This window comes from Streptomyces sp. NBC_00249, from assembly GCF_026342355.1.
Taxonomy (GTDB): Bacteria; Actinomycetota; Actinomycetes; order Streptomycetales; family Streptomycetaceae; genus Streptomyces.
In genome coordinates, this window is the sequence record NZ_JAPEMV010000001.1 from 942,683 (window position 1) to 966,814 (window position 24,132).

At 70.1% G+C, this 24,132-nt stretch carries 18 protein-coding genes and 2 pseudogenes; 5 read left to right on the forward strand and 15 right to left on the reverse strand.

Going from position 1 to position 24,132, the window contains the following annotated elements; translation table 11 throughout:
• Window positions 1–340 precede the first annotated feature (340 nt).
• Both OOK31_RS04140 and OOK31_RS04145 read left to right on the forward strand, forming a co-directional pair.
• Window positions 341–3,007 (forward strand): SpoIIE family protein phosphatase, encoded by a 2,667-nt coding sequence (locus tag OOK31_RS04140; protein ID WP_267010942.1) that lies wholly within the window; start codon window positions 341–343, stop codon window positions 3,005–3,007.
• Between the two features lie 122 nt (window positions 3,008–3,129).
• On the forward strand, window positions 3,130–4,275 hold the full coding sequence (locus OOK31_RS04145) for an ABC transporter substrate-binding protein (RefSeq protein WP_267010943.1): 1,146 nt from the start codon (window positions 3,130–3,132) through the stop codon (window positions 4,273–4,275).
• 340 nt (window positions 4,276–4,615) lie between these two features.
• Here the strand turns inward: OOK31_RS04145 and OOK31_RS04150 are convergent, their stop codons facing one another.
• Window positions 4,616–5,908, reverse strand: a complete 1,293-nt coding sequence (locus OOK31_RS04150; protein ID WP_267010944.1) for a DUF2254 domain-containing protein — start codon at window positions 5,906–5,908, stop codon at window positions 4,616–4,618.
• Between the two features lie 199 nt (window positions 5,909–6,107).
• Here OOK31_RS04150 and OOK31_RS04155 point away from each other — a divergent pair, with 199 nt between their 5' ends.
• Window positions 6,108–7,955 carry a glycoside hydrolase family 15 protein gene (locus OOK31_RS04155; protein WP_267010945.1) on the forward strand — a complete coding sequence of 616 codons (1,848 nt, stop codon included), beginning with the start codon at window positions 6,108–6,110 and terminating at the stop codon, window positions 7,953–7,955.
• 34 nt (window positions 7,956–7,989) lie between these two features.
• Here OOK31_RS04155 and OOK31_RS04160 read toward each other — a convergent pair whose 3' ends face one another.
• The 10 genes from OOK31_RS04160 to OOK31_RS04205 all read right to left on the reverse strand — a co-directional run bounded on the left by OOK31_RS04160 (window position 7,990) and on the right by OOK31_RS04205 (window position 19,749).
• Window positions 7,990–9,762, reverse strand: coding sequence for a sodium:proton antiporter (locus OOK31_RS04160; RefSeq protein WP_267010946.1), 1,773 nt, complete (start codon window positions 9,760–9,762; stop codon window positions 7,990–7,992).
• Between the two features lie 113 nt (window positions 9,763–9,875).
• The gene (locus tag OOK31_RS04165; protein WP_267010947.1) at window positions 9,876–10,931 is read right to left on the reverse strand and encodes a cytochrome d ubiquinol oxidase subunit II; all 1,056 of its coding nucleotides are present in this window, start codon (window positions 10,929–10,931) and stop codon (window positions 9,876–9,878) included.
• Window positions 10,928–12,412: a cytochrome ubiquinol oxidase subunit I gene (locus OOK31_RS04170; RefSeq protein WP_267010948.1), complete on the reverse strand. Its 1,485-nt coding sequence runs from the start codon at window positions 12,410–12,412 to the stop codon at window positions 10,928–10,930. Before OOK31_RS04170 ends, OOK31_RS04165 begins: the two co-directional genes overlap by 4 nt.
• A 42-nt stretch (window positions 12,413–12,454) precedes the next feature.
• The gene (locus tag OOK31_RS04175) at window positions 12,455–13,294 is read right to left on the reverse strand and encodes an SDR family oxidoreductase (RefSeq protein ID WP_267010949.1); all 840 of its coding nucleotides are present in this window, start codon (window positions 13,292–13,294) and stop codon (window positions 12,455–12,457) included.
• A gap of 166 nt (window positions 13,295–13,460) precedes the next feature.
• A complete protein-coding gene (locus tag OOK31_RS04180) occupies window positions 13,461–15,041 on the reverse strand; it encodes a GMC oxidoreductase (RefSeq protein WP_267010950.1) in 1,581 nt (526 codons plus the stop codon).
• 148 nt (window positions 15,042–15,189) lie between these two features.
• Window positions 15,190–16,104 (reverse strand): cyclase family protein, encoded by a 915-nt coding sequence (locus OOK31_RS04185; protein WP_267010951.1) that lies wholly within the window; start codon window positions 16,102–16,104, stop codon window positions 15,190–15,192.
• Window positions 16,105–16,136: 32 nt separating this feature from the next.
• Window positions 16,137–17,654 (reverse strand): gluconokinase, GntK/IdnK-type, encoded by a 1,518-nt coding sequence (locus OOK31_RS04190; protein WP_267010952.1) that lies wholly within the window; start codon window positions 17,652–17,654, stop codon window positions 16,137–16,139.
• A 108-nt stretch (window positions 17,655–17,762) separates the two neighbouring features.
• Window positions 17,763–19,160: a chloride channel protein gene (locus OOK31_RS04195; RefSeq protein ID WP_267010953.1), complete on the reverse strand. Its 1,398-nt coding sequence runs from the start codon at window positions 19,158–19,160 to the stop codon at window positions 17,763–17,765.
• 135 nt (window positions 19,161–19,295) lie between these two features.
• Window positions 19,296–19,424: a hypothetical protein gene (locus OOK31_RS04200; RefSeq protein WP_267010954.1), complete on the reverse strand. Its 129-nt coding sequence runs from the start codon at window positions 19,422–19,424 to the stop codon at window positions 19,296–19,298.
• A gap of 196 nt (window positions 19,425–19,620) precedes the next feature.
• Window positions 19,621–19,749 (reverse strand): QsdR family transcriptional regulator, encoded by a 129-nt coding sequence (locus tag OOK31_RS04205; RefSeq protein ID WP_267010955.1) that lies wholly within the window; start codon window positions 19,747–19,749, stop codon window positions 19,621–19,623.
• Window positions 19,750–20,093: 344 nt separating this feature from the next.
• Between OOK31_RS04205 and OOK31_RS04210 the strand changes: the two genes are divergently transcribed.
• Window positions 20,094–20,381 (forward strand): transposase, encoded by a 288-nt coding sequence (locus OOK31_RS04210; protein ID WP_267010956.1) that lies wholly within the window; start codon window positions 20,094–20,096, stop codon window positions 20,379–20,381.
• Window positions 20,270–20,833, forward strand: a pseudogene (locus OOK31_RS04215) (tyrosine-type recombinase/integrase); the annotation flags it as partial. The gene OOK31_RS04210 and the pseudogene OOK31_RS04215, both read left to right, overlap by 112 nt.
• A 192-nt stretch (window positions 20,834–21,025) precedes the next feature.
• Here OOK31_RS04215 and OOK31_RS04220 read toward each other — a convergent pair.
• The 4 genes and pseudogenes from OOK31_RS04220 to OOK31_RS04235 form a co-directional block, all read right to left on the reverse strand.
• Window positions 21,026–21,526 (reverse strand): annotated as a pseudogene (locus OOK31_RS04220) (MFS transporter); the annotation flags it as partial.
• 127 nt (window positions 21,527–21,653) lie between these two features.
• Window positions 21,654–23,177: a flotillin family protein gene (locus tag OOK31_RS04225; RefSeq protein ID WP_267010958.1), complete on the reverse strand. Its 1,524-nt coding sequence runs from the start codon at window positions 23,175–23,177 to the stop codon at window positions 21,654–21,656.
• A 72-nt stretch (window positions 23,178–23,249) separates the two neighbouring features.
• Window positions 23,250–23,759: a hypothetical protein gene (locus OOK31_RS04230; RefSeq protein WP_267010959.1), complete on the reverse strand. Its 510-nt coding sequence runs from the start codon at window positions 23,757–23,759 to the stop codon at window positions 23,250–23,252.
• Window positions 23,760–23,895: 136 nt separating this feature from the next.
• The gene (locus OOK31_RS04235; protein WP_267010960.1) at window positions 23,896–24,105 is read right to left on the reverse strand and encodes a hypothetical protein; all 210 of its coding nucleotides are present in this window, start codon (window positions 24,103–24,105) and stop codon (window positions 23,896–23,898) included.
• Between the last annotated feature and the right edge of the window lie 27 nt (window positions 24,106–24,132).

The following is a 24,132-nucleotide window of genomic DNA, read 5'->3' on the forward strand; positions in this document are numbered from 1 at the left end:
CGGCCGGCACGTGGTTGAGCTCGTCCACCCCTCATTTCGCTGAACCAGCACGCCTTCCCGCACCGCACGTGGGCGTGGGATCCACACCGGCGTGACGGCGGCCCGGATCGCTACTGCTCGGCGACCGTCGCTCCCCGCTGCCGACGGCCCATAGAGGTTGGAAACTGGAGTAGTGAGCGACCTCCTTGGATATTTCCGGCGTCGGCTGCTCGGCTCGACCACGAGCTCTTCCTCTCTCCCTCGGCGTCCCCGCTCAGGACACCACCAGGAGCAGCAGGAGCACGCCCAGCCCCCCAAGGGAAGGGCGCGGCGGCCGCAAGGTCTGTCCTCCCTGCTGAGCGTGCGCAGCGTGGCCGGCGAAGTGTTCCTCCTGCAACTGGCCGTCGTGGTGCTTCTCGTCGCCGCCGCGGTGGTGGCGCTCGTGGTGCAGGCCCGGAGCGACGCCATGCTGGACGCCCGGCACCGTACGCTCGCCGCCGCCGGAACGTTCGCCGAATCTCCGGGCATCATCGCGGCCCTGCGCAGCCCCCATCCGAGCGCGGTGCTACAGCCGAGCGCCGAGGCGGCCCGGGAGATCGCCGGGGTCGACGGCATCAACGTGTACACGCTCGATGGGCGCACCCTCACCCACAGTGACCCGCGACAGATCGGGAAGCACGTCGTCGGCCCCTTCTCCAAGGCGGCGGCCGGCACATCCTTCACCGAGACGTTCGAGGGGTCCCTGGGGCAGTCCGTGGTCTCGGTGGTCCCCGTCAAGGACGCCACCGGCCGCGTCATCGCCATCGTCTCCTCCCCGGTCACGGTCCAGAACGTCCAGAGCATGGTGAACCGGCAGCTGCCGGTCGTCCTCGGCAGCGCAGCCGCGGTGCTCGCCCTGTCCGCGGGCGGGACGGCTCTGGTGAGCCGTCGGCTGCTGCGCCGGACCCACGGCCTGGGACCCGCCGAGATGACGAGGATGTACGAGCACCACGACGCGGTGCTGCACGCGGTGCGAGAGGGCGTACTGATCGTCGGCGGCGGTGGACGGCTGCTGCTGGCCAACGACGAGGCGCGGCGGCTGCTGAACCTGCCGGCGGACGCGGAAGGACTCCCCGTCACGGGGCTGGGCCTGGAGGAGGGGATCGCCGAGCCGATCGCATCGGGCCTTTCCGCGACCGACGAGCTCCACATGGCAGCCGATCGGCTGCTGGCGGTGAACATCCGGCCCACCGCCCCCTACGGGCAGGCCGGGACCGTCGTCACGCTGCGGGACACCACCGAGCTGCGGGCCCTCACCGGCAGGGCCGAGGTGGCCCGCGAGCGGCTGAAGCTGCTCTACGACGCGGGGGTGCAGGTCGGAACGACGCTGAACGTGGACCGCACCGCGGAGGAACTGGCGGAGATGGCGGTCCCTCGGTTCGCCGACGTGGTCACGGTCGACCTGCTGGACCCGGTGCTGCGCGGCGAGGAGCCGCCCGAAGTGAACACCGAGATGCGCCGCACCGCCGTCGTCGGCCTTCGGGGCGACCACCCGCTCTCCCCCGTCGGCGAGCTGATCCGGTTCGCTCCCACCGGTCCCATGGCCGCCGGGCTGGCCGGCGGCCATGCGGTCCTGGAGGCGGACCTGCGCGCCACCCATCACTGGCGGGCCCAGAACCAGGCCAACGCCCTGCAGATCCTGGACCACGGCCTCCACTCCCTGATCGTCGTGCCCCTGCGGGCCCGGGGTGTGGTGCTGGGGATGGCCGGCTACTGGCGGGGGCAGGACTCCCCACCGTTCGACGAGGAGGACGTGTCCTTCGCCGAGGAGCTGACCGCCCGGGCGGCACTGTCCGTCGACAATGCCCGCCGCTACACCCGCGAGCACAACATGGCCGTCACCCTGCAGCGCAGCCTGTTGCCCCGGGGTGTACCGGAGCAGTCCGCCGTCGAGGTCGCTCACCGCTATCTGGCCGCCCAGGCGGGGGTGGGCGGTGACTGGTTCGATGTCATCCCGCTGCCCGGCACCCGGGTGGCCCTGGTGGTCGGCGACGTCGTCGGCCACGGTCTGCACGCCGCCGCCACCATGGGCCGCCTGCGCACCGCCGTGTACAACTTCTCCACCCTCGACCTGCCCCCGGACGAGCTGCTGAGCCACCTGGACGAGCTGGTCACGCACATCGACACCGACGAGCAGGAGTGGCAGGGGATCACCGGAGCCACCTGCCTGTGCGCCATCTACGATCCCGTCTCGGGGCAGGTGGCTGCCGCCACCGCCGGGCATCCGGGCCCCGCTCTGGTCCGCCCCGACGGAACCGTGTCCTTCCCCGAGGTGCCGGTCTCCCCGCCACTGGGCCTGGGCGCGGGCCTGCCCATGGAGACCATGACGGTCACCCTGCCCGAGGGCTCCCGGCTGGCACTCTTCACCGACGGGCTGATCGAGAGCCGCGACCGCGATCCGGACGCGGGCCTGGCAGCGCTGCGTGCCGCCCTGGCCGGGCCCGCCCGTACCCCGGAGGAAACCTGCACCGCGGTGATCGACGCGATGCTGCCCACCAGGCCCAGCGACGACGTCGCGCTGCTGGTGGCCCGCACCCGCCGACTGGACCCCTCGCGGATCGCCGAGTGGGACGTGTCCCCCGAACCTGCGGCGGTGTCCCCGGTGCGCAACGCCTGCTCCCGCCGACTGGCGGACTGGGGCCTGGAGGACATCGCCTTCACCACGGAACTCATCCTCAGCGAGCTGATGACCAACGCCATCCGCTACGGCACCGAGCCCATCCGGGTGAGGCTGCTGTACGACCGCAGCCTGGTCTGCGAGGTCTCCGACGGGTCCAGCACCTCCCCGCACATGCGCCGGGCCGCGGACACCGACGAGGGCGGCCGCGGCCTGTTCCTCGTCGCGCAGTTCGCCGAGCGCTGGGGCACCCGCTACACCGCCCGCGGCAAGATCATCTGGAGCGAGCAGGCCCTCCACGACGGGGCTGCACTGCCCGCAATGGATCTCGGGGAGGCGCTCTTGGCCGGGTGGGACGACGAGGGGTTCTGAGAACGCGCCGGTACGGCAGCCGCAGGGAAGACGGCGGACACCACGGTCCGGGACTGCGCTGCCGAGGCCGCCGAACGTACGCTGGCCTCGATCAGTACGCGACCGCCCGTTATGGAGCCTTTGTGCCCGCACCCCGTGTCCGGACAGCCTCCCTCGCCATCTGCCTGACCCTCGCGGCGGCGCCCCTCGGCGCCTGCGCGGACAAGCCCGCCGCCGCGCCCAGAGCACCCTCGGTGGCCACCTCCGCCCCGGACGCCGGCGGCATGGCCGCACTGACGGCAGAGGCGAAGAAGGAGGGCGCGCTCAACACGATCGCGCTCCCGAGGGACTGGGCCAACTACGGCGCACTGATCGACGGCTTCGAGAAGAAGTACGGGATCAAGGTCACGGTGGAGAACCCGGAAGGTACCAGCCAGGACGAGATCAACGCCCTGAAGGAGCACAGGGGCGGAGGCCGCGCCCCCGACGTGATCGACGTGGGGGGCTCGTTCGCGCAGTCCGCGGCCCGGCAGGGCCTGCTCGCTCCGTACGAGGTCGCCCCGTACGACGAGATCCCCGAGAAACAGAAGGACCCGCGGGCCCGCTGGTACAACAACTACGGCGGCTACATCTCGATCGGCTGCGACGCCAAGCGCGTCAAGACCTGCCCCTCGACCTTCGCCGATCTGCGCAAGCCCGAGTACAAGGGCCAGGTCGCGCTCAACGGCGACCCCACCAAGTCCGGCTCCGCCTTCGCCGGCGTGTATGCGGCAGCCCTGGCGAACGGGGGTTCCTTCGACGACATCCAGCCCGGCATCGACTTCTTCGCCGAGCTCAGCAAGAACGGCAACTTCAACCCGGCCGAATCCTCACCGGACACGATCGCCAAGGGCCAGACCCCCATCAGCATCGACTGGGACTTCCTCAACCTCGGATACGCCGACGAATTCCGCGAGAAGGGCGCGGACGTCGACTGGCGGACCGCCATCCCCTTCGACGGCAGCTTCGCCCAGTATTACGCGAACGGGGTGAACAAAGACGCCCCGCACCCCGCGGCGGCACGTCTGTGGCAGGAGTACGTCTTCAGCCCGGAGGGCCAGAACGTCCGGCTCGGCGCCTATGCACGCCCCGTCCTCATGGACGCCATGGAGAAGGACGGCACCCTCGACAAGGCCGCCGCGGAGAAACTGCCGACGGTCGAGGGCGCTCCGACGTTTCCGACGGAGGCGCAGAGGGAGAAGGCGAGAGAGACCGTCAACCGCGGCTGGGCCGAGGCCGTCTCGGGCTGAGGACTGGGGGCGCTCCTGGCCGGGCGTGCGCCCGCCCCTCCTGGCTGGAACCTGCCCCCCATACCGGCCTGGTGGAGCTGCTCCGCGGCTCGGACCTGCGCTGATCGGATGAAACCGGGCATGGCCATGACGACTCACCGGCTCAATGACGACGCTCTCAAGGGGCGCGGCGGATGCGGGGACACCACGGGCATTCCGCGGCGCGGAGCGGTCTTGTTCGGACGAACGCGCCGACCGGGCCGCCACGCGGCTTCGTCCACGACGAGGCACGTCGCGGCGGGGGCATCGAGCATGGCCGGCGAAGCGAGGCGAGCGGTGCGCTTGCGAAGGAGTGAGCGGCTCATCGGGAGGGCTCGCTCCGGGGCCGCCGCCCACCGCCGATACCCTGCCGGTCGGCCGTCTGCGCGCTGGCGCGGCGGGCGGGGTCGGTGAAAGCCCGCCGGACGGATTCCTCGAGGAGGGCAAGCTCCGCGCGTACCGCCGGCAGACGCTCGGCCGGCTGGGTTTCGAGCAGGTCGTCCAGCAGCGCGCGGAGCCGCCTGCACACCTGGAGGGACGTGGCCCCGTACTCACGGATTTCGGTGACGCCGAGCAGCAGGTAATCCTCCCAGTCGCGGCCCGGCACCACCAGCCGGGGCCGGCCCTCGTCGTCGGCGAGCACGTACCGGCCGCGGAGCCGGGCCCGGCCGACCACGTGCAGGAACGTGTCGATGTGGTTGAGCACCTGCACGGCGGTCGTGGGGTCGTTCACGGCGGGAGAGAGGGCACGGATGGCTATGTCGACGAGGATGCGCAGGGCGAAGGCGGGATCCTGCTCGATGGTGCGCTCGGTTCCGAGGGCGACGAGCCCGGTCACCCGCCGTGGGTCGGGCGCCCGCGCGGAGCCGTGGGCCTCGACGAGGGTGGTGCCGGGCGGTACGAAGTCGCCGACCTGGTGGGCCAGGACGAGGACGCAGTCGTGGCGGACGGCGGTGGCGATCAACCCCGCCGCGTCGAACGCCTGGATGGCTCCGCCCCGTTCGGACCGGATGTGGGTCACCGGACCGGCAGGCGGCAGGGAAGCCTCGTCGCGTGCCGAGGAGCGGTGGATGCGTTCCGTCGCACGGATGAGCACCTTCTCACCCAAGCGCCCCACCAGGTCCGCGATGGCCACGGGCCGGAGGTTGTGGGTGAACCGGTTGAGGTAGATCAGCAGAAGCATGAGGCTGACGGAGACGGCCACGCCGGACAGGGTCACCCCCAGGTCGGGGACGGTGTCCGACTCGATTTTGCGCAACAGGGAAAAGGCGTACGCGAACGTTCCGGTGAACGTGGCCAGGACGGCCTTCTGCAGCCGGTCGCGGTACCACAGGCGCATGTAGCGCGGGGACAGCGTTCCGGTGGCCTGCTGGACGACGAGTACCCCGATCGTCACGACGAACCCCAGCAGCGCGACCATGGATCCGACGACCGAGCTGAGCACAGTGCTCGCAGTCGTCGCGGAGTACTGCCAGTCGTCCGGCAGCCAGCCCGCCCTGTGCACACCGGCAACCCACTCGGCGAGCACCGCCCCCAGCAGGAGTCCGATCAGGGGGATGATCCACAGGCTTGCCTTGGCGTACTGCCGCAGCCGGAAGCGCGCCGCCCAGGACATCATCGCCGGCTCGCGTGCGGCGCAAGGTTCGACAGCACGGGCAGCCTCCGGATTCGGCGGTGCAACGCGGCCTGAACATCCAGTTCGTGCGTTCCCATGCTAAAGGCGATTCCCGGCAGATGCAGAGGCAGCCGGCTCGCCGGGCTCGCCGTGAATTCCGCGCTTAACCTGACTGGGTGGCGTCGAAAGGGGTTCTCCCATGGCTGACTATCCGCTGATCGAAAATCATGGCCTGATCGGTGATCTACAGACCGCGGCGTTGGTGACCACGGACGGAACGATCGACTGGTTCTGCTGCCCGCGATTCGATTCGCCCAGCGTGTTCGGGGCTCTTCTCGACTGGGAGAAGGGCGGGCATTTCACGGTCAGACCGGCGGACGAGACGTACACCACGAAGCAGTTGTACCTGCCGGACACCGCGATTCTCGTGACGCGATTCATGACCGAGTCCGGTGCCGGCGAGGTGGTCGACTTCATGCCGGTGACCGGAACGACAGCCACGGACCGCCACTGCCTGGTCCGCATGCTCCGGTGCGTACGCGGCAGCATGACGTTCCAGATCGACATAGCCCCACGGTTCGACTACGGCCGCAAGCCCCACACACTGCACATCACCACGAACGGAGCGGTGTTCGCCTCGGACGACCTGGAACTCACCCTCAGCGTGGTGCGGGAGCCGGAGGACGAACGGGTGGTGCACAGGCTCACCGGCGAGCACGACCTGCGGGTCTCGCTCGCGCTCGAGGCCGGACAACAGCGGGGTCTGGTCATGGAGTCGGCCGCGCAGGGGCCGCCGCGCGAGATCCGCGTCGCCGAGTTCCAGGAGCTCTTCGACGACACCAGGCAGTTCTGGCGGTCGTGGCTCCACCAGTCCCGGTACACGGGCCGATGGCGCGAGATGGTGGAACGCTCCGCCGTGACGCTGAAGTTGATGACGTACGCACCCAGCGGCGCCCTGGTGGCCGCCCCCACGGCGGGCCTGCCGGAACAGTTGGGCGGCGAACGGAACTGGGACTACCGGTTCACCTGGATCCGTGACGCGTCCTTCTCCGTGTACGCGCTGCTGGGACTGGGGTTCACGGAGGAGGCGAGGGCATTCATCGGCTGGCTGGGCGACCGGGTGAAGGAGAAGGCCGGCAGCAACACCGACACCGGACCGCTGAACATCATGTACCGGGTGGACGGTTCCTCCGATCTCTACGAAGAGACCCTGGATCACTGGGAGGGATACCAGGGATCCGCCCCGGTGCGCATAGGCAACGGCGCGGCGACCCAGTTGCAGCTGGACATCTACGGCGAGGCACTCGACAGCATCTCCTTCGCCCACCAGCACGGCATCCACCTGGACATCCAGGGCTGGACATCGCTGCGCACCCTGCTGGACTGGCTCGTGGACCACTGGGACCAGGCCGGTGAGGGGCTGTGGGAGACCCGCGGCGGGCGCCAGCACTTCACCTACGGCCGGGTGATGTCCTGGGTCGCGTTCGACCGCGCGCTGCGGCTGGCGGTCGCCCACGGGCGGCCGGCCGAGAGCGGCCGCTGGGCCGCCGAGCGCGACAACATCTACGGGCAGATCCTGGCGAAGGGCTGGGACCCCGACCGCAAGGCCTTCGTCCAGCACTACGGCAGCGATGTGCTCGACTCGTCGCTGCTGCGGATGCCGACGGTGGGTTTCATCACGCCGGACGACCCGATGTGGACGTCCACCTTGGACGCGATGGACCGGGAGCTGGTCAGCGACAGCCTGGTCTACCGCTACAACCCCGAGGCGTCGCCCGACGGTCTGCGCGGCTCCGAAGGAACCTTCTCCCTGTGCACCTTCATGTACGTCGACGCCCTGGCACGGGCCGGGCGGGCCGATCAGGCCAGGCTCGTGCTCGAGAAGATGATGACGTACGCCAACCACCTGGGCCTGTACTCCGAGGAGATCGCCCTGACGGGCCGGCAGCTCGGCAACTTCCCGCAGGCGTTCACCCACCTGGCGCTCATCGATGCGGCCATCACCTTGGATGAGACCTTGAACCGCATGCGGCAGGGCGGCAGCTAGTGCCGTGACCGGAAAGGTTCACCGGGTCACGGCACTAGTCGGGAGGGGACGGTACGGGGCCGAGGAGAACGACGAGGTCGCCCTCTTGCGGAATGACGGCCTGCGTCTCGTCCACCGGCGCCAGCCGGCCGTCGTCGCGGACCACGAACAGCGTTTCATGTCCCGGCGGGAGCTGATCGGACGCGGGCTGCACCAGGAACCGGGCGCCCTGCTCGTACCGTGCCGCCAGGACGTGTCTGACGAGTGAACCGCCGAACAGGACTGCGCCGCCCGTGTAGGGCGCGACGACACCGTGGCTCTGGTGGGGCGGTCCGACCCGGTAGACGGGTCCCTCGACGTTGTCCTCGACCAGCACCGAGGCGAGCGCGTTGAAGTCGTCGTCATCGGTGAGCAGGAAGACGGCGTTGACTCCCTCCAGCCGCGCCCTGGGGTTGGTGGCCGTCGCCAGCAGGTCCCCTCTGGCCAGTTTGATTCCGGCGTCCTTGATCCGTTCGCGCTCCTCGTCCAGTCCCGCCCACATCTGCACGTCGAGCCCCGCCGACTGCAGGGTTCTTCCCAGTGCAATCACCCACGGAGCGCCGCCCACCAGGAGGGGCCGTGTGCGGTTCGGCGTGGCGACGCCGAGCCGCCGGGCCACGGGGCCGGCCGTCAGGGCGTACAGCACCACCGTCGAGACGATCACGAGGAAGGTGATGGGAAGGATTTTGGAAGCGCCGCGCAGCCCCAGTTGGACGAGGGCCGCGGAGAAGGCCGCCGCGGTGGAGGCCGCGACGATGCCCCGCGGGGCCATCCATCCCGCGAAGGCCCGTTCCCCCAGGGTCATGTCCTTGCCCATGGTGGCGGTGAATGCCACAAGCGGCCGCACCACGAGGACGAGGAACGCGACCAGGACGAGCGTGGGAACGAGCACAGGGACCAGGGAGGCTGGGGTGACGCTGGCCGAGATGGAGATGAACAGCAGCCCGATGATCAGCTGGACCAGCGTCTCGAAGAAGGGCCGGCGGGCGGGCATGTCGAAGCCCCGGATGTTGGCCGCGGCCATACCGGTGACGATCGCGGCGATGAGCCCGGTGTCGTCGCGGACTATGTCGCATCCTGCCGAAACGGCGATCACCGTGGCCAGTTGCGCCAGGGTCCCGAGCGTCTCACCGAGCCGGAGCACGCGCAGGGTCAGCCACAGCAGCGCGACCCCGACGGCTCCGCCCACGAGGCCGACTGCCATGCTGATGAGGAACTGGCCGATCTGGTACCCGCGACCGATGTCGATATGGTGCGTCGTGGCGATGGCGTGGAAGACGAGTGCCCCGAGGATGGCGCCGATCGGGTCGGTCAGCGTCCCTTCCCAGATCAGCAGGCGCCGTACCTTGTCCGTCGGCCGCACGTACTGGAGCAGGGGCCCCACGACCGTGGGCCCCGACACGACGAGGATCATGCCTACCATCGCGGACACCCTGAGCGACATGCCGAACAGGGCCGGGGCGACGGCACAGACGCCGAGGAAGGTAAGGGCGACTCCGAAAAGCAGCAGCCTGCCCACGATCGCGCGGGGGTGGCCGGTGAGGTTGCGCAGGTCCAGGCCGAGCCCGGCGTCGTAGAGGATCACCGCCACGGACAGGGACACCAGGGCGGAGAACTCCTCCCCGATCAGCTGGTCCGGATGGACGACGTCGGTCAGGGCGCCCGCGGCGAAACCGACCGGCAGCAGCAGGATCAGCGCGGGGACGCGCAGTTTGCCGGCGAGGATCTGGCAGGCGGCGGCCAGGGCCACGACCAGGGCGATGCCGAGGAGGATGTCGTCCTCGCTCACGGCGGTTTCCTTTCTCGCCTCACGGGCGCGATGGGGGACTCGACGGGGTTCCGCAGGCCGGCTGCCCCGTCGGCGTCCGATTCGGCTGCGGCCAACGGGGCGGCGCCGCAAGGTCAGTCGCCGTCGGCTCCGTCACCCTGCGCGGGGCGGGTCCGGCGCAGGTCGGACTCGGTGAGGGGCTCCAGCTCGCCGTGGGTGTCCATCCAGTAGAGGAGGAAGACTGCCGGGGCGACGAGCAGCAGGGCGACGAGGCTGACCACTGACAGCCAGGTCAGCGTCTGGGAATCGCCCGCGGCGTCCGCCACGGTCAGGGACGTGGGGATGAGGTAGGGACGCTGGGCGAGGCCCCAGGCGAAGACGGCCGCGGCGACGAGGCCTACGGCGCTGAAGCGAGCCCAGCGGGCCTCCCTCCGCAGCACGAGCACCGCCGTGGCGGCGAAGAACAGGGCGGACACGACCGCGAGCGCCAGTCCCGCGCCGTGGGTGAGCCCGTGCCAGACGTGGGGGGCGTCGCCGCGGGTGACGAGGAGCACGCCCACCGCCACCAGGGCCACCGCGACGAGACTGAGGAGGGCGCGGAACCGGAAGTAGCCGACGAGGTCGGGTGCGTCGAAGCGGGCGGCGTCGGCGGTCAGGAACACGGCGCCGAGGAGCGCGGTCGCGGCGACGGTGAAGAGTCCGAACAGGAGGGACGCCGAGGTGGCCCAGGCGTCCGCCGAGGCTTCGGTGCCCGGTGCGACCCGGCCGGTGGCGATGGCGCCGACGGCCACCCCCAGGAAGAACGGGGTGAGCACGGAGGCGATGGCGAACGCGGCACCGTAGAGGCGCCGCCGGGCCAGTCGGCGGCTGGGCTTGCGCAGCGCGAATCCGGCACCGCGCAGGACCATCCCGAGGGCAGCCAGCGCCAGGGGAAGCCACATCGCGGTGAACACGGTCTGGAACAGCACGGGAAATCCGGTCCACATGATGATGAGGGCGAAGATCAGCCAGACGTTGTTGACCTCCCACACGGGGGCCATGGCGTGATCGATCAGCCATCTGGGGCGCTTGCCGCGCTCGGCTCCGCCGGCCGCCAGGTCCCAGAAGCCGGCCCCGTAGTCGGTTCCGCCGGCGCAGGCGTAGGCGGTCACGGCGAGCAGCATCGCGAAAGCGACGACGTCGGCGATCACGGCCCATCACCCCCGGACGCAGTGGGCCCGCTGTCTCCCGAGGAGCGGGTGTCGCCGGCCGGGACAGGAGGGCGGGGGCCGTACGGGGTGACGGCCTCCGGTGCCTCGGCCGGCCGCCCGTCCGTCTGCTCGTCGGCCAGTCGCCAGCGGTCGCGCATCTTCAGCAGGACGGTGAGGAACGCCCCGAAGATGAACACGTACACCACGATCACCAGGCCGAACATGATCCAGAGGGTGGTGGAACGGGTCGATGTCACGGCCTCGGCGACGCGCATGTTCTGGTAGACGATCCAGGGCTGGCGGCTCACTTCCGTCGTGATCCAGCCGCATTCGACGGCGACGACGGAGCCGACACCGGCGCAGGCGGCGCTGCGGTAGAACCATTTCGAGGCGGGCAGCCGGCGATGGCGCAGCCAGACCAGGCCGTACCAGAGGGCGAGGATCACCAGCAGGGTGCCGATTCCGACCATGATGTCGAAGGCCCAGTGGGCGATCGTGGCCTGAGTGGCGTTCGGCCGGTCGCTCGCCGGTACGGAGGTCAGCCCGGTCACCGTGGTGTCCGGGCTGAACCCGGCCAGGATGGAGTCGAGCTGGGGGATCTTGATACCGCCGGAGATCGATCCGTCCGGGTGGAGGCGGCCGAACAGGTACTCCGGAACGTGGCTGTCGGTCTCCCAGACGATCTCCATCGCCGCGAACTTCACGGGCTGCTTGTGGAACACCGCCCGGGCGATCGAGTCGCCCAGCACGAGCTGCACCGGAGTGGCCGCAGCGGCGATGGTGAAGGGGACCGCGAAGCCGAGCCGGTGGTAGCGGTCCCGACGGCCGCGAAGCCATCCGACGGCGTAGACACCTGCCACGACGTAGCCCGCCGTCACCAGCATCGCCACCACGAAATGCCAGTACTGGGGCCCGAACATCGGGGTGAAGATGACCTTCCAGACGTCCACGTCGACCGGATTGCCCTGGGCGTCGAGCGAGAACCCCTGCGGGGTGTTCATCCAGGAGTTGGCGGCCAGGATTCCGAAGGCCCCGAGCAGCGCTGTGGCCGGCAGCGGCAGCCCGAGCAGGAAGTGGGTGCGTGGCTTCAGCCTGCGCCAGCCGTACAGGTAGATGGCGATGAGCACCGCTTCGAGGAAGAACGCCCAGGCCTCGACGCCGAACCCGATGCCGAAGACATCGCCCCACTTGCCCATCAGCCCCGGCCAGAGCAGGCCGAACTCGAACGAGAGCACAGTGCCGGTGACGACGCCGATCGCGAACTGCACCGCCATCACGGCCGACCAGCGCCGGGCCAGCAGCAGTGCTGTGGCGTCGTTCCGACGCAGGCCTCGGTAGTGCATGACGAGGGTGATGAGCGGCAGTGCCACTCCCATCGGCACCAGGATGATGTGGGAGGCGAGGGTGAACGCCATGAGCTCCCTGGCCGGGAGCAGTTGGGCGGGGGCGTCTGCCGCCAGCAGATGGACCGTGGTGTGCATACGTTCCTTCGGCGCTAGGGATGACGGGTCGGCCGGGGGGGGTCAGCCGCCGGTGGCGAAGCCGGGGAAGAGGGTCATCCCGCCGTCCACGTAGAGCGTGGTGCCCACGACGTAGTCCATGAGGTCGGAGGCGAGCGCCACGGCGGCGTAGGCGATGTCCTCGGGCTCGCCGATGCGCTCGTACGGGATCAGCCGGAGCAGATCCTCCCGAGCCTGTTCCGTCTCCCACGCGTCCCGGTTGATCGGTGTCTTGATGGCTCCGGGAGCGATCGCGTTCACGCGGATCTTCTTGGGCGCGAGTTCCTGGGCCAGGGTCGCCATCAGCATCTGCACACCGCCCTTGGATGAGGCGTAGTTCGCGTGCCCCGCCCAGGGAATGACCTGGTGGACGGAGCTCATGCAGATGATCTTTCCGGCCGCGCGGGACACCTCCGGGACGACGCCGCGCCGCAGGAACTCCTTCGTCGCTTCGCGCGCGCAGAGGAACTGGCCCGTGAGGTTCACGTCCAGCACTTTCTGCCACTGGGCGAGCGTCATCTCCTCGAACGGGGCGTCGCGCTGCAGCCCGGCGTTGGCGACCAGGATGTCGATCGTGCCGAACTCCTGGACCATCCGGTCCATCATGGCCACGACCTGGTCTTCCCGGGACACGTCCGCCTCGTACGCGGCGGCGCGCACGCCGAACGAGGCGATTTCCGCGACCACTTTCTCGGCCTCTTCCGCGCCGGCCACGTAGTTCACGACCACATCGGCGCCGGCCCGGCCCAGGCCGATTGCCGTTGCCTTTCCGATTCCGCTGTTGGCGCCGGTGACCAGCGCTTTCTGGCCCTTGAGCAGGTGAGCCGGGATCACTCCCTGCGGTACACCCTCGGTGGAACTCACGATCGACTGCCTCCTCGACTGCCCGGTCCGGATCCGGTCCGCCGGACCGCTGCCCGACAGAGTCCGACCGCCACGGAAGCACCCTCTTCAGAGATCGGCAGCCCGGGCGAGGCGCTCTTGGGCCACGCGGCCGAGCATCACCCCCCGGTCGGAGCAAGCTCCGGGGTCAGCTCAGCCGTTCCACGAGGTGGTCCCCCACGCGCAGGGCGTTCGCGATCGCCGTGAGGGACGGGTTGACCGCGCCGATGCTCGGGAAGAAGCTCGTGTCGACCACGTACAGGTTGTCGAGATCATGGGCCTTGCAGTTCACGTCCAGCGCGGATGCGGCCGGGTCGTCGCCGAATCGTACGGTGCCGGCCTGGTGCGCCGTGGCGCCGATCGGCATGCCCTTGTGGAGGTAGATGCTGCGCGACAGGAGGTGGTGCTCGTGCATCCCCAGATGGCCGAGCATGCCCTGGAGTTTGTGCCGCAGGCGCTTCAGCCCCTCCATGTTGTTCTTCTCGTCGAGCACGAGACGGATGGTGCCGTCGCCGTCGACGGTGACCCGGTTGTCGGGGAGGGGAAGGTCTTCGCCGCACAGCCAGAAGTCGACCGCGTGGTGGGCCATGACTTCGAAGGGCATGTCGGGGGTCACGGCACCCGCCCATCGGGGCGCCTCACCGTGGATCTGGTCGGAGTCCGACTTGCCGAGCATCTGGATGCCGCCCAGGGGGTAGTCCCAGTCGTCGGCACCGAGGTACCAGTCGTGCAGGGCCAGGGTCTTCTGGAACCTGGTGTCGTTGGGCTCCTTCGAAATGGCCATCAACGCAAGGTTGTTGTGGCGCATGTAGTGCCGGCCGACCACGCCGGAACTGTTGGCCAGCCCCCGGGGGTGGCGGTCGTTGGCCGAGGCCAGAAGGAGAACCGCCGAGTTGACCGCCCCGCAGGCGACGACCACGATGTCCGCGGAGTAGGAGACCTCGACCCCGTCCTCGCTCCGCGTCAGGACTGTGCTGACGCTACGTCCGGTCGGGTCGGTCTCCAGCCGGACCACCCGGGCATTGGTGATCATTTCGACGTTCGGATGCCGCAGGGCAGGCTCCACGCAGATGACCTGGGCGTCCGACTTGCCGCGTACCAGGCAGGGGAAGCCGTCCACGCGGTCGCAGCGGATGCAGACGCTGGACTCGGTCGCCCGCCCGTTCTCGTCCTGGCTCAGGTTGACGCCGATGGGCAGGTGGAACGGGTGCATGCCCCGCTTCTCCAGATCGTCGCTCAGCTGCTGGATCCGTGGCTCGTGCTCGACCGGCGGGTAGGCGTACTGCGCGCTGTACGGCCCTTCCCACGGGTCCTCGCCGTGGCGTCCGTGGACCAGGTAGAGGTGCTCGGCCTCCGTGTAATAGGGCTCCAGGTCCTCGTACCGGATCGGCCAGGCCGGCGACAGCCCGTCGTGGTGGCGGAGTTCCCCGAAGTCCTCGGGCCGCAGCCGGAAGAGGGCGGCGCCGTAGAACTTGGTGTTTCCCCCGACGTAGTAGTTGACCTCGGGCGGGAATTCGTCGCCGTGCTTGTCCAGCCAGAACTCCGGGGCACGGTACTTGCCCTTCACGAACACGGCGGTGGAGTCCCAGTTGTCCCGCTCGCGGGGGAGGTAGTCACCGCGTTCGAGGATGAGTACCCGTTTGCCGGACGGGGCGAGCCGGTGGGCGAGCGTACCGCCGCCGGCGCCCGAACCGATGATGACGACGTCGTAGTGCGGGGAGTCGCCCACGGCGACCACCGTCCTTGCGCTCGTGGGCCCCGCCCTTTCGCCGGGCCCTGACTCCGCGCGCTGCCGGGACACGGCAGCCACCCCACCTCTTCGAACGTATCCCCCCTTCCCGTGTGCGGCGACCGGGAGGGTTTCACGCCCATGGGCGTCACAGAACGGCGATCGGGTTCACGGGCGAGCCGGTGGCCGACGGGAGCCGGAGCGGCGCGATCACGCACAGGAACGACCACCGGCCCGTGCGTGCGCACGCCTCGGTCAAGTCCTCGAACTGCAGGTAGTCCATCAGATGCAGTCCCATGGCGTGCATGGCCAGCACGTGCACGGGAAAGCCGATCCCGGCCACCGCGCTGGGGGCGGTGTCGTGGTTGCCGTCCGCGCCCAGCACGGAGACCTGCCGCTCGGCCAGGAACCGCACGGCCGTGGGATGAAGGCCGGCCCGGGCCCGCGCGGCGTTCCACGCCCCGAGCTCCCGGCGCCGTAGGCGATGCCCCACTCGTACGAACAGCATGTCCCCCGGCCGGATCCGGACCCCTTGGGCCGCCTCCGCCGCGGTCAGGTCATCGGCGGTCACGTGATCCCCTGGCTCCAGCCAGGGCACGCCCCGCAGCCGCGGAACGTCCAGGAGCACGCCACGGCCGACGATGCCGTCCCGGACGACCTCGACGGAGAGCGCACGGGCTCCCTCGGGCGTCACGGTGCTCGCCGGCACGCCGTTGTAGAGCTCCCCGTCGAACAGCACGTGGCACAGCGCGTCGAGATGACTGTCCGCGTCCCCGTGCACGTTCATCGCGAACCGGTCGCGGGCGAAGTGCAGCCCGCCGGCACCGGTCTCACCGGCGGTGGGGGTGATCATCCGGTGGTGTGCGGGGTCGGGATTGTCCGGGCCGGGCAGGGTTTCGATGGGCGCGGCCAGGGACACCGTGAGTCCGGAGCGGACCTCGGCGGCGGCGGCCACCACCCGCTCGGACGTCAGGTGGCCGAGGGTACCGCGCCGGTCGCCCGGGGGACGAGGGCTCCTGTCGCGCAGCTCCTCGTACAACGCACGAAAGGCGTCATCGGTCATGGGCCTCGGCGTTGACGGCCCGGTGTCCGGGGTCACCAGGACCCCCACGGGGCCAGGCCCCACCGGAAGACGTGGCTGCCGCCCGGTTCCAGGACGGTGAGCGCCGTGCCACTGCGGAAGGCGTCGGCCGGACAGGACATCGGCTCGATGGCGACGCCGCGCCGACGCCGCCCGGGCTCCGACAGCGTGTCCCCGGTGTAGACCTGCACGTACCGGATGCCCTCGAGGAGCCGTACGTCGATGCCGCGGAGCCCCGAAGGGTGCGCCAGCCGAACCACGCAGTGGCCGGCGGGGTCCCGGTCGAGCCCCGTGTAGGCGGTGTCCAGTCGTTGCTCGCCGATGGGCCGGGCGATGCGGAAGTCGTACGCCGTGCCGTCGACCGGCTCCTCACCGGTCGGCAGGCCGTGTTCGTCGGTACTGAGCCGGTGGCGGGCCGGCACGGTCAGCAGCGCGATGTCCACCAATTCGGTGCCCACGGTCAGATAGGGGTGCTGGCCCACGCCGTAGGGTGCGGCCGTGCCCCCCACGTTGGTGGTGGTGACGGTGGTCTCGAGCCCCTCCCCGCCAAGCCGGTACTCGGCGGCGACCTCCAGCTGGTAAGGGTATCCAGGCTGCGGGAAGAGGACGGTGCCCACCGTGACCGCGTCCTCGCTGCGGGCGAGCAGCTGCCACGCCACCCACCTCAGGAGCCCGTGGATCGCATTGTTGTTCTCCGGTTCGGTCAGCGGGAGTTGCAGGTCTTCAGCCCCGAATCGATAGCGCCCGCCGCCCACCCGGTTCGGCCAGGGCACGAGAAGCTGCCCCCGTCCGCCGGTGATCCTCTCGTCGGCGGCGAATCCGTCGAGAAGCGGCCGCCCGCCCACCTCGTAGTGGCGCAGGGCGCCGCCCAGCTCGACCACCACCGCCGCCTGCGCACCGTGGCGCAGCCTCCACTGTTCTCCTGATGCTGTGGGGGGCATGTGCGGCTCCTCGGTCGGTACGGCGTAGAGCTGGGCGACGACGGCTGCGACAACGGCTTCCGGGGGCTGGTCGACGTCCACCACACAGGCGTACTCGTCGGGCTCCGGCTCCTGGAGGTCAGCGAACTGACTGTCCAGCAGCTGTGCGGGGAAGAAGTGGCCGTGCCTGGACAGCAGCCGGGAGCGGATGAGTTGCCGTGAACCGTGCAGATGGACCAGACGTACTTCGGGCCGTCCCCCGGCCAGTTGGTCCCGGTAGGCGCGCTTGAGCGCGGAACAAGCCACGACAGCGGGTTCCCGCGCTGCGATCCGCCGGTCGATCCATGCCTCGAGGGCAGCCAGCCACGGGCGTCTGTCCTCGTCGGTCAGGGCCTCGCCGGCCGCCATCCTGGCCCGGTTCGCCGGGGTGTGGAAGTCGTCGGCGTCCCTGTGCGCCCAGCCGAGCCGGTCGGCCAGCAGCAGCGCCACCGTGGACTTCCCCGACCCCGCCACGCCTGTCACGAGCACCACGGTTGCGGGCACCTTCGTGCCGAGGGCTTCCGGCTCGTGCGGCGGTCCCCGCATGGGTTCGCGCACGTGGTGACGCGCCATGCGGCCTCCTTCGTTCGGTGCCACCGGCCGGTCCCGTCTCCGGCCGGGTACTTCCACTCTCGGTACGCGCAGTCCGCGGCGCACCTCGGCCACCGTGCGGGGGCGACCTCAGGCGGAGCCGGACAGGCCGGCGGCAGGGGGATGCACGGTCTGCGGTTCCGCGGGTTTGCCCACCGGTGGAACGGCGGATCCGGGCGGCAGCAACTGGGTCGTCACAAAAGCCACGACGGCCGCCAGGATCACCACGGGAACCATGGCCACGCTGCCGAGCACCAGGACGACGAGCACGATGCTGCTGACCGGCAGCCGCAAGGCACTGGTCGTCGCGGCCGCCATGCCCGCGGCCATTCCCGGTACGACCCCCAGGCCCGGCAGGGGCGCGAGCAGCACGCCCACGGCGCAGCCCAGGAACAGCGAGGGAAACACCGGGCCGCCTCGCAGGCTGCCCAGGCACAAGGAGTAGGCCACTCCCGTGCAGAGCAGTACGGCGATCAGGGCCCCGACCCCCCAGGAATGCGGATCGGCGGCCATCCGGCTCAGCGTCGCCTGGCCGGAAGACGCCACGTCCGCGGGCGACCGGCCGGTGGTGAGCGCGTACACAGCGGCGCAGGCGCCTGCTGCCAGGGCAGACAGGGCCGTACGGACGACGGGACGCTTCGCGACGAACCGCGCGGTCATCCGGCCCCCTCCCATGATCAGATGAACGACGACACCAATGGCCACTGCCATCAGGACCGCCCAGACCACGTCTCCGGCATCGAGCCGCGGAGCGGGCACACCCACTTTCACCGAGAGGCTGGTCGCGCTGAGTCCGGTCCAGCGGCCGAAGCCGGTGAACACGAGTGAGCCCACCCCGCTCGACAAGAGCGCGGGCAGCATGACCGCGAACAGCTGTGGCCCGCCCACCCCGGCCACCTCGATGAGCATCACCCCCGCGATGAGCGGGTTTCCGAAGATCACCGCGACTGCAGCCGCTGCTCCTGCCGCGCCCAGGAGTGCCGTGCTCTTGGCCGTCGCCGGCACCCGCGCCAGATCCCTGAAGAGCAGGGCCAGGCCGCCGCCGAGGGCGATCAACGGCGCCTCCGGTCCGAGCGTGGCTCCCAGGGGAAGACTGATCACGGCGGCGAGGATCACGCCGGGCAGGGCCCGCGGCGTGATCCCGCCCGTGTGCAGTCCCGAGGCGGGGATGTGGCCTCCGGCGCCGGGCAGGTGGGTGACCACGAGCCCGACGGCCGCGCCGGCCACGAGCAGCAACGGCAGCGGCCACCACCACGGCGGGGCGCCCCACCCCAGAGCCTCAGGTAGATCGCCCCACATCAGGTGTTCCAGCTTGTGGAGTGCGACCAGGAACCAGAAAGCCACCAGCGACACCGGAACACCGATGAGGGCACAGAACACGAGCGCCTTCAGATAGCCGGGGCTGCGCAGCAGTTCACGCAGCCGGTCCGCCTCTTCGGGTTGTGTCCCCCCGCCAGGCCCCGCGGGGCGCGGATCCGACGCCGTCATCCGACGTGTCCCGTCTCGGTTCTGCACGTCATCACGGCTGTGCGGGCGATGCCACGAGGGGGTCCGGGCATGTTCGCTCATCTCCCAGGGGGTGCGGGTGGACCGTAGCGGACCGGGTTCGCCCGGCTGGAGTCTTCAGGCGACGGCCGGTTCGGCGGGAGCCGTCGTCGACTCTGCCGCGTCCGGCGAGGCCGGCAGGGCCCGGACGGGGGTGCGGCCGTTCGCCGCCAACTGGGCGCCGATGCGGTCGTGACCACTCCTCACGAGCGGATTGCGGTCTGGGCCGTACCCACAGCCCGTGGTCCAGGGGCGCTCGCCACGACACACGGCGACGGACAGACCTCCAGAGCCATTGGAGCATCCGGCCGGAGGCTTCGCATGTCCGGACGGAACTGCATGGCGGCCACGGTCTCCGGCGCGAAGAACGCCGGCGGCCAGGTCCCGGGTGCCGGTGGGCAGTTCAGCGCAGCAGTGCGGCGACGGCAGCCGCCGGTTTGGTCGCGTCGGGTTCGTCGCCGGTGATCAGATCCGCGTGTACGAAGGACTCGCCGATGCGGGTGATGACGTACGCGAGGTCCGGGAGTTCCATGGCCCCCGAGTCGAAAGGTACCTGTCGTCCGATGGCACAGCTTCGATCCCATAATCCCTAGCGCCGCCCTGCTCCGGGAGCGCCACGGCGCCCAAGACTCGTTCTGGAAGCCAACCACCGCCCCACAGCCCGAACGGGATGCCACGCGCCTCCGCCTCGGGGCGGAATCGTCTCGGGCTAGGGTCTGTTGCGAAAGTGGATCTTGTTAGTTCATGATCACGTCTCGTGGAACGTGGAGATCTGACGAACGGCCAGTGGGCCAGGCTTGAGCCTTTGCTGCCGCGGGGCATCAAGCCTGGCCGGCCGCAGGTGTGGAAGCGGCGGCAGCTGATGGACGGCATACGATGGCGGACAAGGCCTACGACTCCCGCAGTAACCGCGCCTGCCTGCGCAGACGTGGGATCAAGGCCACGATCCCGGTCCCGGCGGACCGGGTCCGCAACCGGCTGGGACACGGTTCGCGCGGCGGTCGGCCGCCGAAGTTCGACAGAGACGACTACAAGCAGCGGCACGCGGTCGAGTGCGGGATCAACCGGCTCAAGCGCCACCGGGCCGTCACCACCAGGTACGACAAATTCGCCGTCCGCTACGAAGCGACAGTGCTGGTCGCAGCCATCAACAAGTGGCTGTAACCAGCACTTTCACAACAGGGGCAGCCCGCATCGGTGAGGTCTCCGGAGTCCGCGTCAGGGACATCGACACCGACAACTGGATCTGGACCGTACGACGGCAGACCACCCCCGCCCAAGGCGGGCTCGTCGACAAGGCCACCAAGGGCAAGCGCGTCCGCAAGGTGCCCCTAATCGGGGAAGTACGGCCGATGGTTGCCCAGCGGCTGCTGGCCGTCGGCAATGACCCCGATGCCCGGATCTTCTTCGGACCGCGTGGCGGTCGCATCTCCACTGCGGTCCTGCGCGACGCCACTCACTGGGACGCCGTCGTCACGGAACTCGGCTTCGAACACCTCCGACGGCACGACCTGCGCCACACCGGACTGACCTGGTTCGCCGACGCCGGCGTGCCGCTTCACGTCCTACGCAAGATCGCCGGGCACGGCTCGCTGACCACCACTCAGCGCTACCTCACCTCGACGCCGGCCAGATCACCCGCACTGACCGCCCTGGTCCCCAAAAACGATCAAGGGGCCGTTTTGGATTGCTCCAAAACGGCCCCTGACCCACGACTCTCTCGAGTCGGGACGACAGGATTTGAACCTGCGACCCCTTGACCCCCAGATCGATGGGTCGGAGGAAAAATCCTGACATAAAGCATAATCTCAAGGCGCACAGCGTGCACATCCGTACATGCTGTGCGCCCATCGACGTGGACGCTGGTCCCCAACTGGTCCCCAAGGGGCACCACATGACCCTCGGGCCCGCCATGCCCTCTTGACTTGCGGAGCTGATGTCGCGCCAGTCCGTCCCCGCACCGCGAGGCACGCGGCCACACCGGAGAGCACCGCGAGCATCCCGAAGAGCTGGGGGTAGCCGCCGAGGGGGCCGGCCAGGGCGGCGCCGGCCCAGGGGGCGAGGGCGGCGGCGATGTGGGCCGGGGCGCCGAGGAGTCCGGAGAGGCGGCCGTAGTGGGTGGTGCCCCACCGGTCGGTGACGGCGGTGGCCTGCAGGAGGGTGAGGTTACCGCGGACGACTCCTGCCAAGACCGCGAGGACAACCAGCAGGGGCAGCGGACCTGGGATGAGGGCGAGCGCTGCCGTGGTCGCGCCGCCGAGGGCGATGAGGGTGACCGTGCGGCCGGTGACCGTGGTCCGGCCGGCCAGAGCTGTTCACGCCCGTCGGCGTTGTCCAGGCTGTGCGGCATCCAGTGACCGTCCGCTCGGGCAGCTGCGGCTTGGGCCGCGAGGCCCGCTCCTCAGCAGCGGGCCTCGCGGCGGTGTCACCATGCGGTCAGCCGACGATCTCGATCTTCCCATTGGGGGCGGGCTTCTCCGGTACGGCGGAGGCCGTCGGGGCGGTGAGGCCCTTCAGGAGGTGGGCCAGGTCGACGCCGGTGGTGGAGCTCAGGAGCTCCATGCCCTGGGCGACGTTGTCGGTGACCGTACGGGAGAGCTTGCTCGCGCCGTCGGTGGAGATGACGGTCATCTTGTCGATGGCGGACAGGGGCTCGGCGGCCTTGGCCACGACCTGCGGGAGCGCCTCGACCATCATCTGGATCATCGCCGCGTCGCCGTACGTCTCGAAGGCCTCCGCCTTCTTCTGCATCGCCTCCGCCTCGGCCGATCCCCTGGCCAAGATCGCTGCGGCCTCCGCGTCGCCTTCCAGGCGGACGGCTTCCGCGATCGCGGCGCGGCGGGCGCGTTCCGCTTCGCCTCGCTTGGCGCCCTCGATGGCCTCGGCCTCAGCGAGGGCGGAGCGGCGCTGCTTCTCGCCCTCACCCGTGAGACGGGCCCGCTCGGCCTCGCCCTGGGCAGCCGCGATGGCGGCCAGACGCTCGGCCTCGGCCTGCTTGACTCGGGCCACGCGCTTGGCCTCGGCCTCCTGCTCGGCCTGGTAGCGGCGGGCGTCGGCGGGCTTGCGGACCTCCGTGTCGAGCTGGCGGTCTGTCAGAGCGGCCTGGCGCTCGGCGACCTTCTCCTGCTCTGCCAGGATCTGCTGCTGCCGGTCGGCCTCGGCCAGCGGGCCGGCGGCATTGGCCTGGGCGGCGGCCGCGTCGGTCTCGGCCTGGATCTCGGCCTGGCGCAAGTACAGGGTCCGCTGGGCGACCGCGATCTCTTCTTCGGCCTTCAGGCGTGCCTGCTCCGAGGCCCGCCGGGAGTTGGCCTCGGCGATATCAGCTTCCTGCTTGGCGCGGGCCGCTTCGGGCCGGCCGAGGTCTTCGAGGTAAGAGCCCTCGGTGGTGATGTCCTGGATCTGGAAGGCATCCAGGACCAGGCCCTGCCCGGACAGGCTGGCCTCCGCCTCTTCCGCGACCTGGCCGGCGAAGGCCGCGCGGTCGCGGATGATGTCTTCCACCGACATCCGGCCGACGATGGCGCGCAGGGCTCCGGAGAGCACTTCCTGGGTGAAGCCGACGATGCCGTCCTGCTGTTGGAGGAAGCGCTGGGCCGCCGCGCGGATGGCGTCCTCGTTGCCACCGACCTTGACGATCGCGACGCCTTCGAGGTTCGCCTTGATACCGCGCAGGGTGACCGCACCGCGCACGGCGATCGGGATGTGCCGGCTGGAGAGGTCGAGCGTGTACCGCTGCTGGACGAACGGGACCACGAACACCCCACCGCCCACCACGACCTTCTGGCCGCTGTTGTCGGTGGTGGTCTGACCCGTGGTCGGGTCGGTGGACTTCTTGCCGCGCCGGCCGGTGATGATGAACGCCTCGCTCGGCCCGGCGACCTTGTAGCGCGTGACGACCACGAGGGCGAGCAGGACGAGGAGTACGACCACTCCGACGACCGCGGCGACGACTGGACTCATGAGGGATCCCTCCTGCCCCCGAGGCGGCAGATCGATGATGGTGAAGCGTGAATGAGCTGGCGAAAGGTTTCGTCAGTGCTCTACGGCGCGGACGGCGACCGAGGTCGGAGACGGAGCGGCTGTCACCCAGACCTCCGCGCCGCGGGCCAGCGGGCAGTCGGCCGTCGCGGCGTACTTGACGGGCTGTCCGGCCAGCCGCAGCAGGACCTCCCCGTAGCCGCCCGACGGAATGGCGGTCACCACCGTCCCGGCCGATCCCACGAGATCGCCGTGACGGGGCGCGGCCCCGCTGTCGTCCCGCAGCAGGGTCCGGCTCAGCCGGTACGTCGCCCAGCCGGCCCCCGCGCCCGCGCAGGCTCCGACGGCGGTCGCCGCTCCCGGCCCGAGTCCCGTGGACCCGAGCACGATGGCCCCGGTGAAACCGAGCATCGAGACGAAGCCCGCGACCGCCGGAAGCGACAGCCACCCGTCGAACAGTCCGTCCAGAGCGCCGTCGAAGACGCCCTCCAGGACTCCATCGAGCACCAGGGAGGCGACCAGCAGCACGATTCCCGCAATGCCGAGACCCAGAAACAAGCCCATGAACACCTCCCCGCGTGGCTGGCGTTTCCGCCGGACCTGGGGATCGTCCCACCGGGACAGGTCAGCGCACATTGCCTGCCTTCGGCAATCTTTACGCTGCTTTAACGCACGCGAGAGGCTACGGGGCAACCGCGCGTCAGCGGCGTCCGGCGTTGGAGCCGAGCATCGCCAGGCCGGCGACTAGGCAGGACAAGCCGACGACCAGCTCAGGGAACCCGCTTCCGGGAAGGGCGTACAGGACGGCGCCCGTCAGGGTGACGGGGACGCCGATGACCACCAGTGCAACGGCGAGGCGGAACTCGTCGACGTTGCGGCTCAGCCAGGAGACGGCGCGGATGGCAGGCATGGAGATCAGACCTCAGTCCGTGTCGTC

Excerpts from the sequence above, each read along its gene's own strand:
- OOK31_RS04150 (WP_267010944.1), bottom strand. The coding sequence starts at position 5,908 with ATGTCCTGGGCGGCGCGCTTCCGGCTGCGGCAGTACGCCAAGGCAAGC.
- OOK31_RS04155 (WP_267010945.1), top strand. The coding sequence starts at position 6,108 with ATGGCTGACTATCCGCTGATCGAAAATCATGGCCTGATCGGTGATCTA.
- OOK31_RS04170 (WP_267010948.1), bottom strand. The coding sequence starts at position 12,412 with ATGCACACCACGGTCCATCTGCTGGCGGCAGACGCCCCCGCCCAACTG.
- OOK31_RS04185 (WP_267010951.1), bottom strand. The coding sequence starts at position 16,104 with ATGACCGATGACGCCTTTCGTGCGTTGTACGAGGAGCTGCGCGACAGG.
- OOK31_RS04190 (WP_267010952.1), bottom strand. The coding sequence starts at position 17,654 with ATGGCGCGTCACCACGTGCGCGAACCCATGCGGGGACCGCCGCACGAG.
- OOK31_RS04195 (WP_267010953.1), bottom strand. The coding sequence starts at position 19,160 with ATGACGGCGTCGGATCCGCGCCCCGCGGGGCCTGGCGGGGGGACACAA.
- OOK31_RS04205 (WP_267010955.1), bottom strand. The coding sequence starts at position 19,749 with ATGGAACTCCCGGACCTCGCGTACGTCATCACCCGCATCGGCGAGTCC.
- OOK31_RS04210 (WP_267010956.1), top strand. The coding sequence starts at position 20,094 with ATGGCGGACAAGGCCTACGACTCCCGCAGTAACCGCGCCTGCCTGCGC.
- OOK31_RS04225 (WP_267010958.1), bottom strand. The coding sequence starts at position 23,177 with ATGAGTCCAGTCGTCGCCGCGGTCGTCGGAGTGGTCGTACTCCTCGTC.
- OOK31_RS04230 (WP_267010959.1), bottom strand. The coding sequence starts at position 23,759 with ATGGGCTTGTTTCTGGGTCTCGGCATTGCGGGAATCGTGCTGCTGGTC.
- OOK31_RS04235 (WP_267010960.1), bottom strand. The coding sequence starts at position 24,105 with ATGCCTGCCATCCGCGCCGTCTCCTGGCTGAGCCGCAACGTCGACGAG.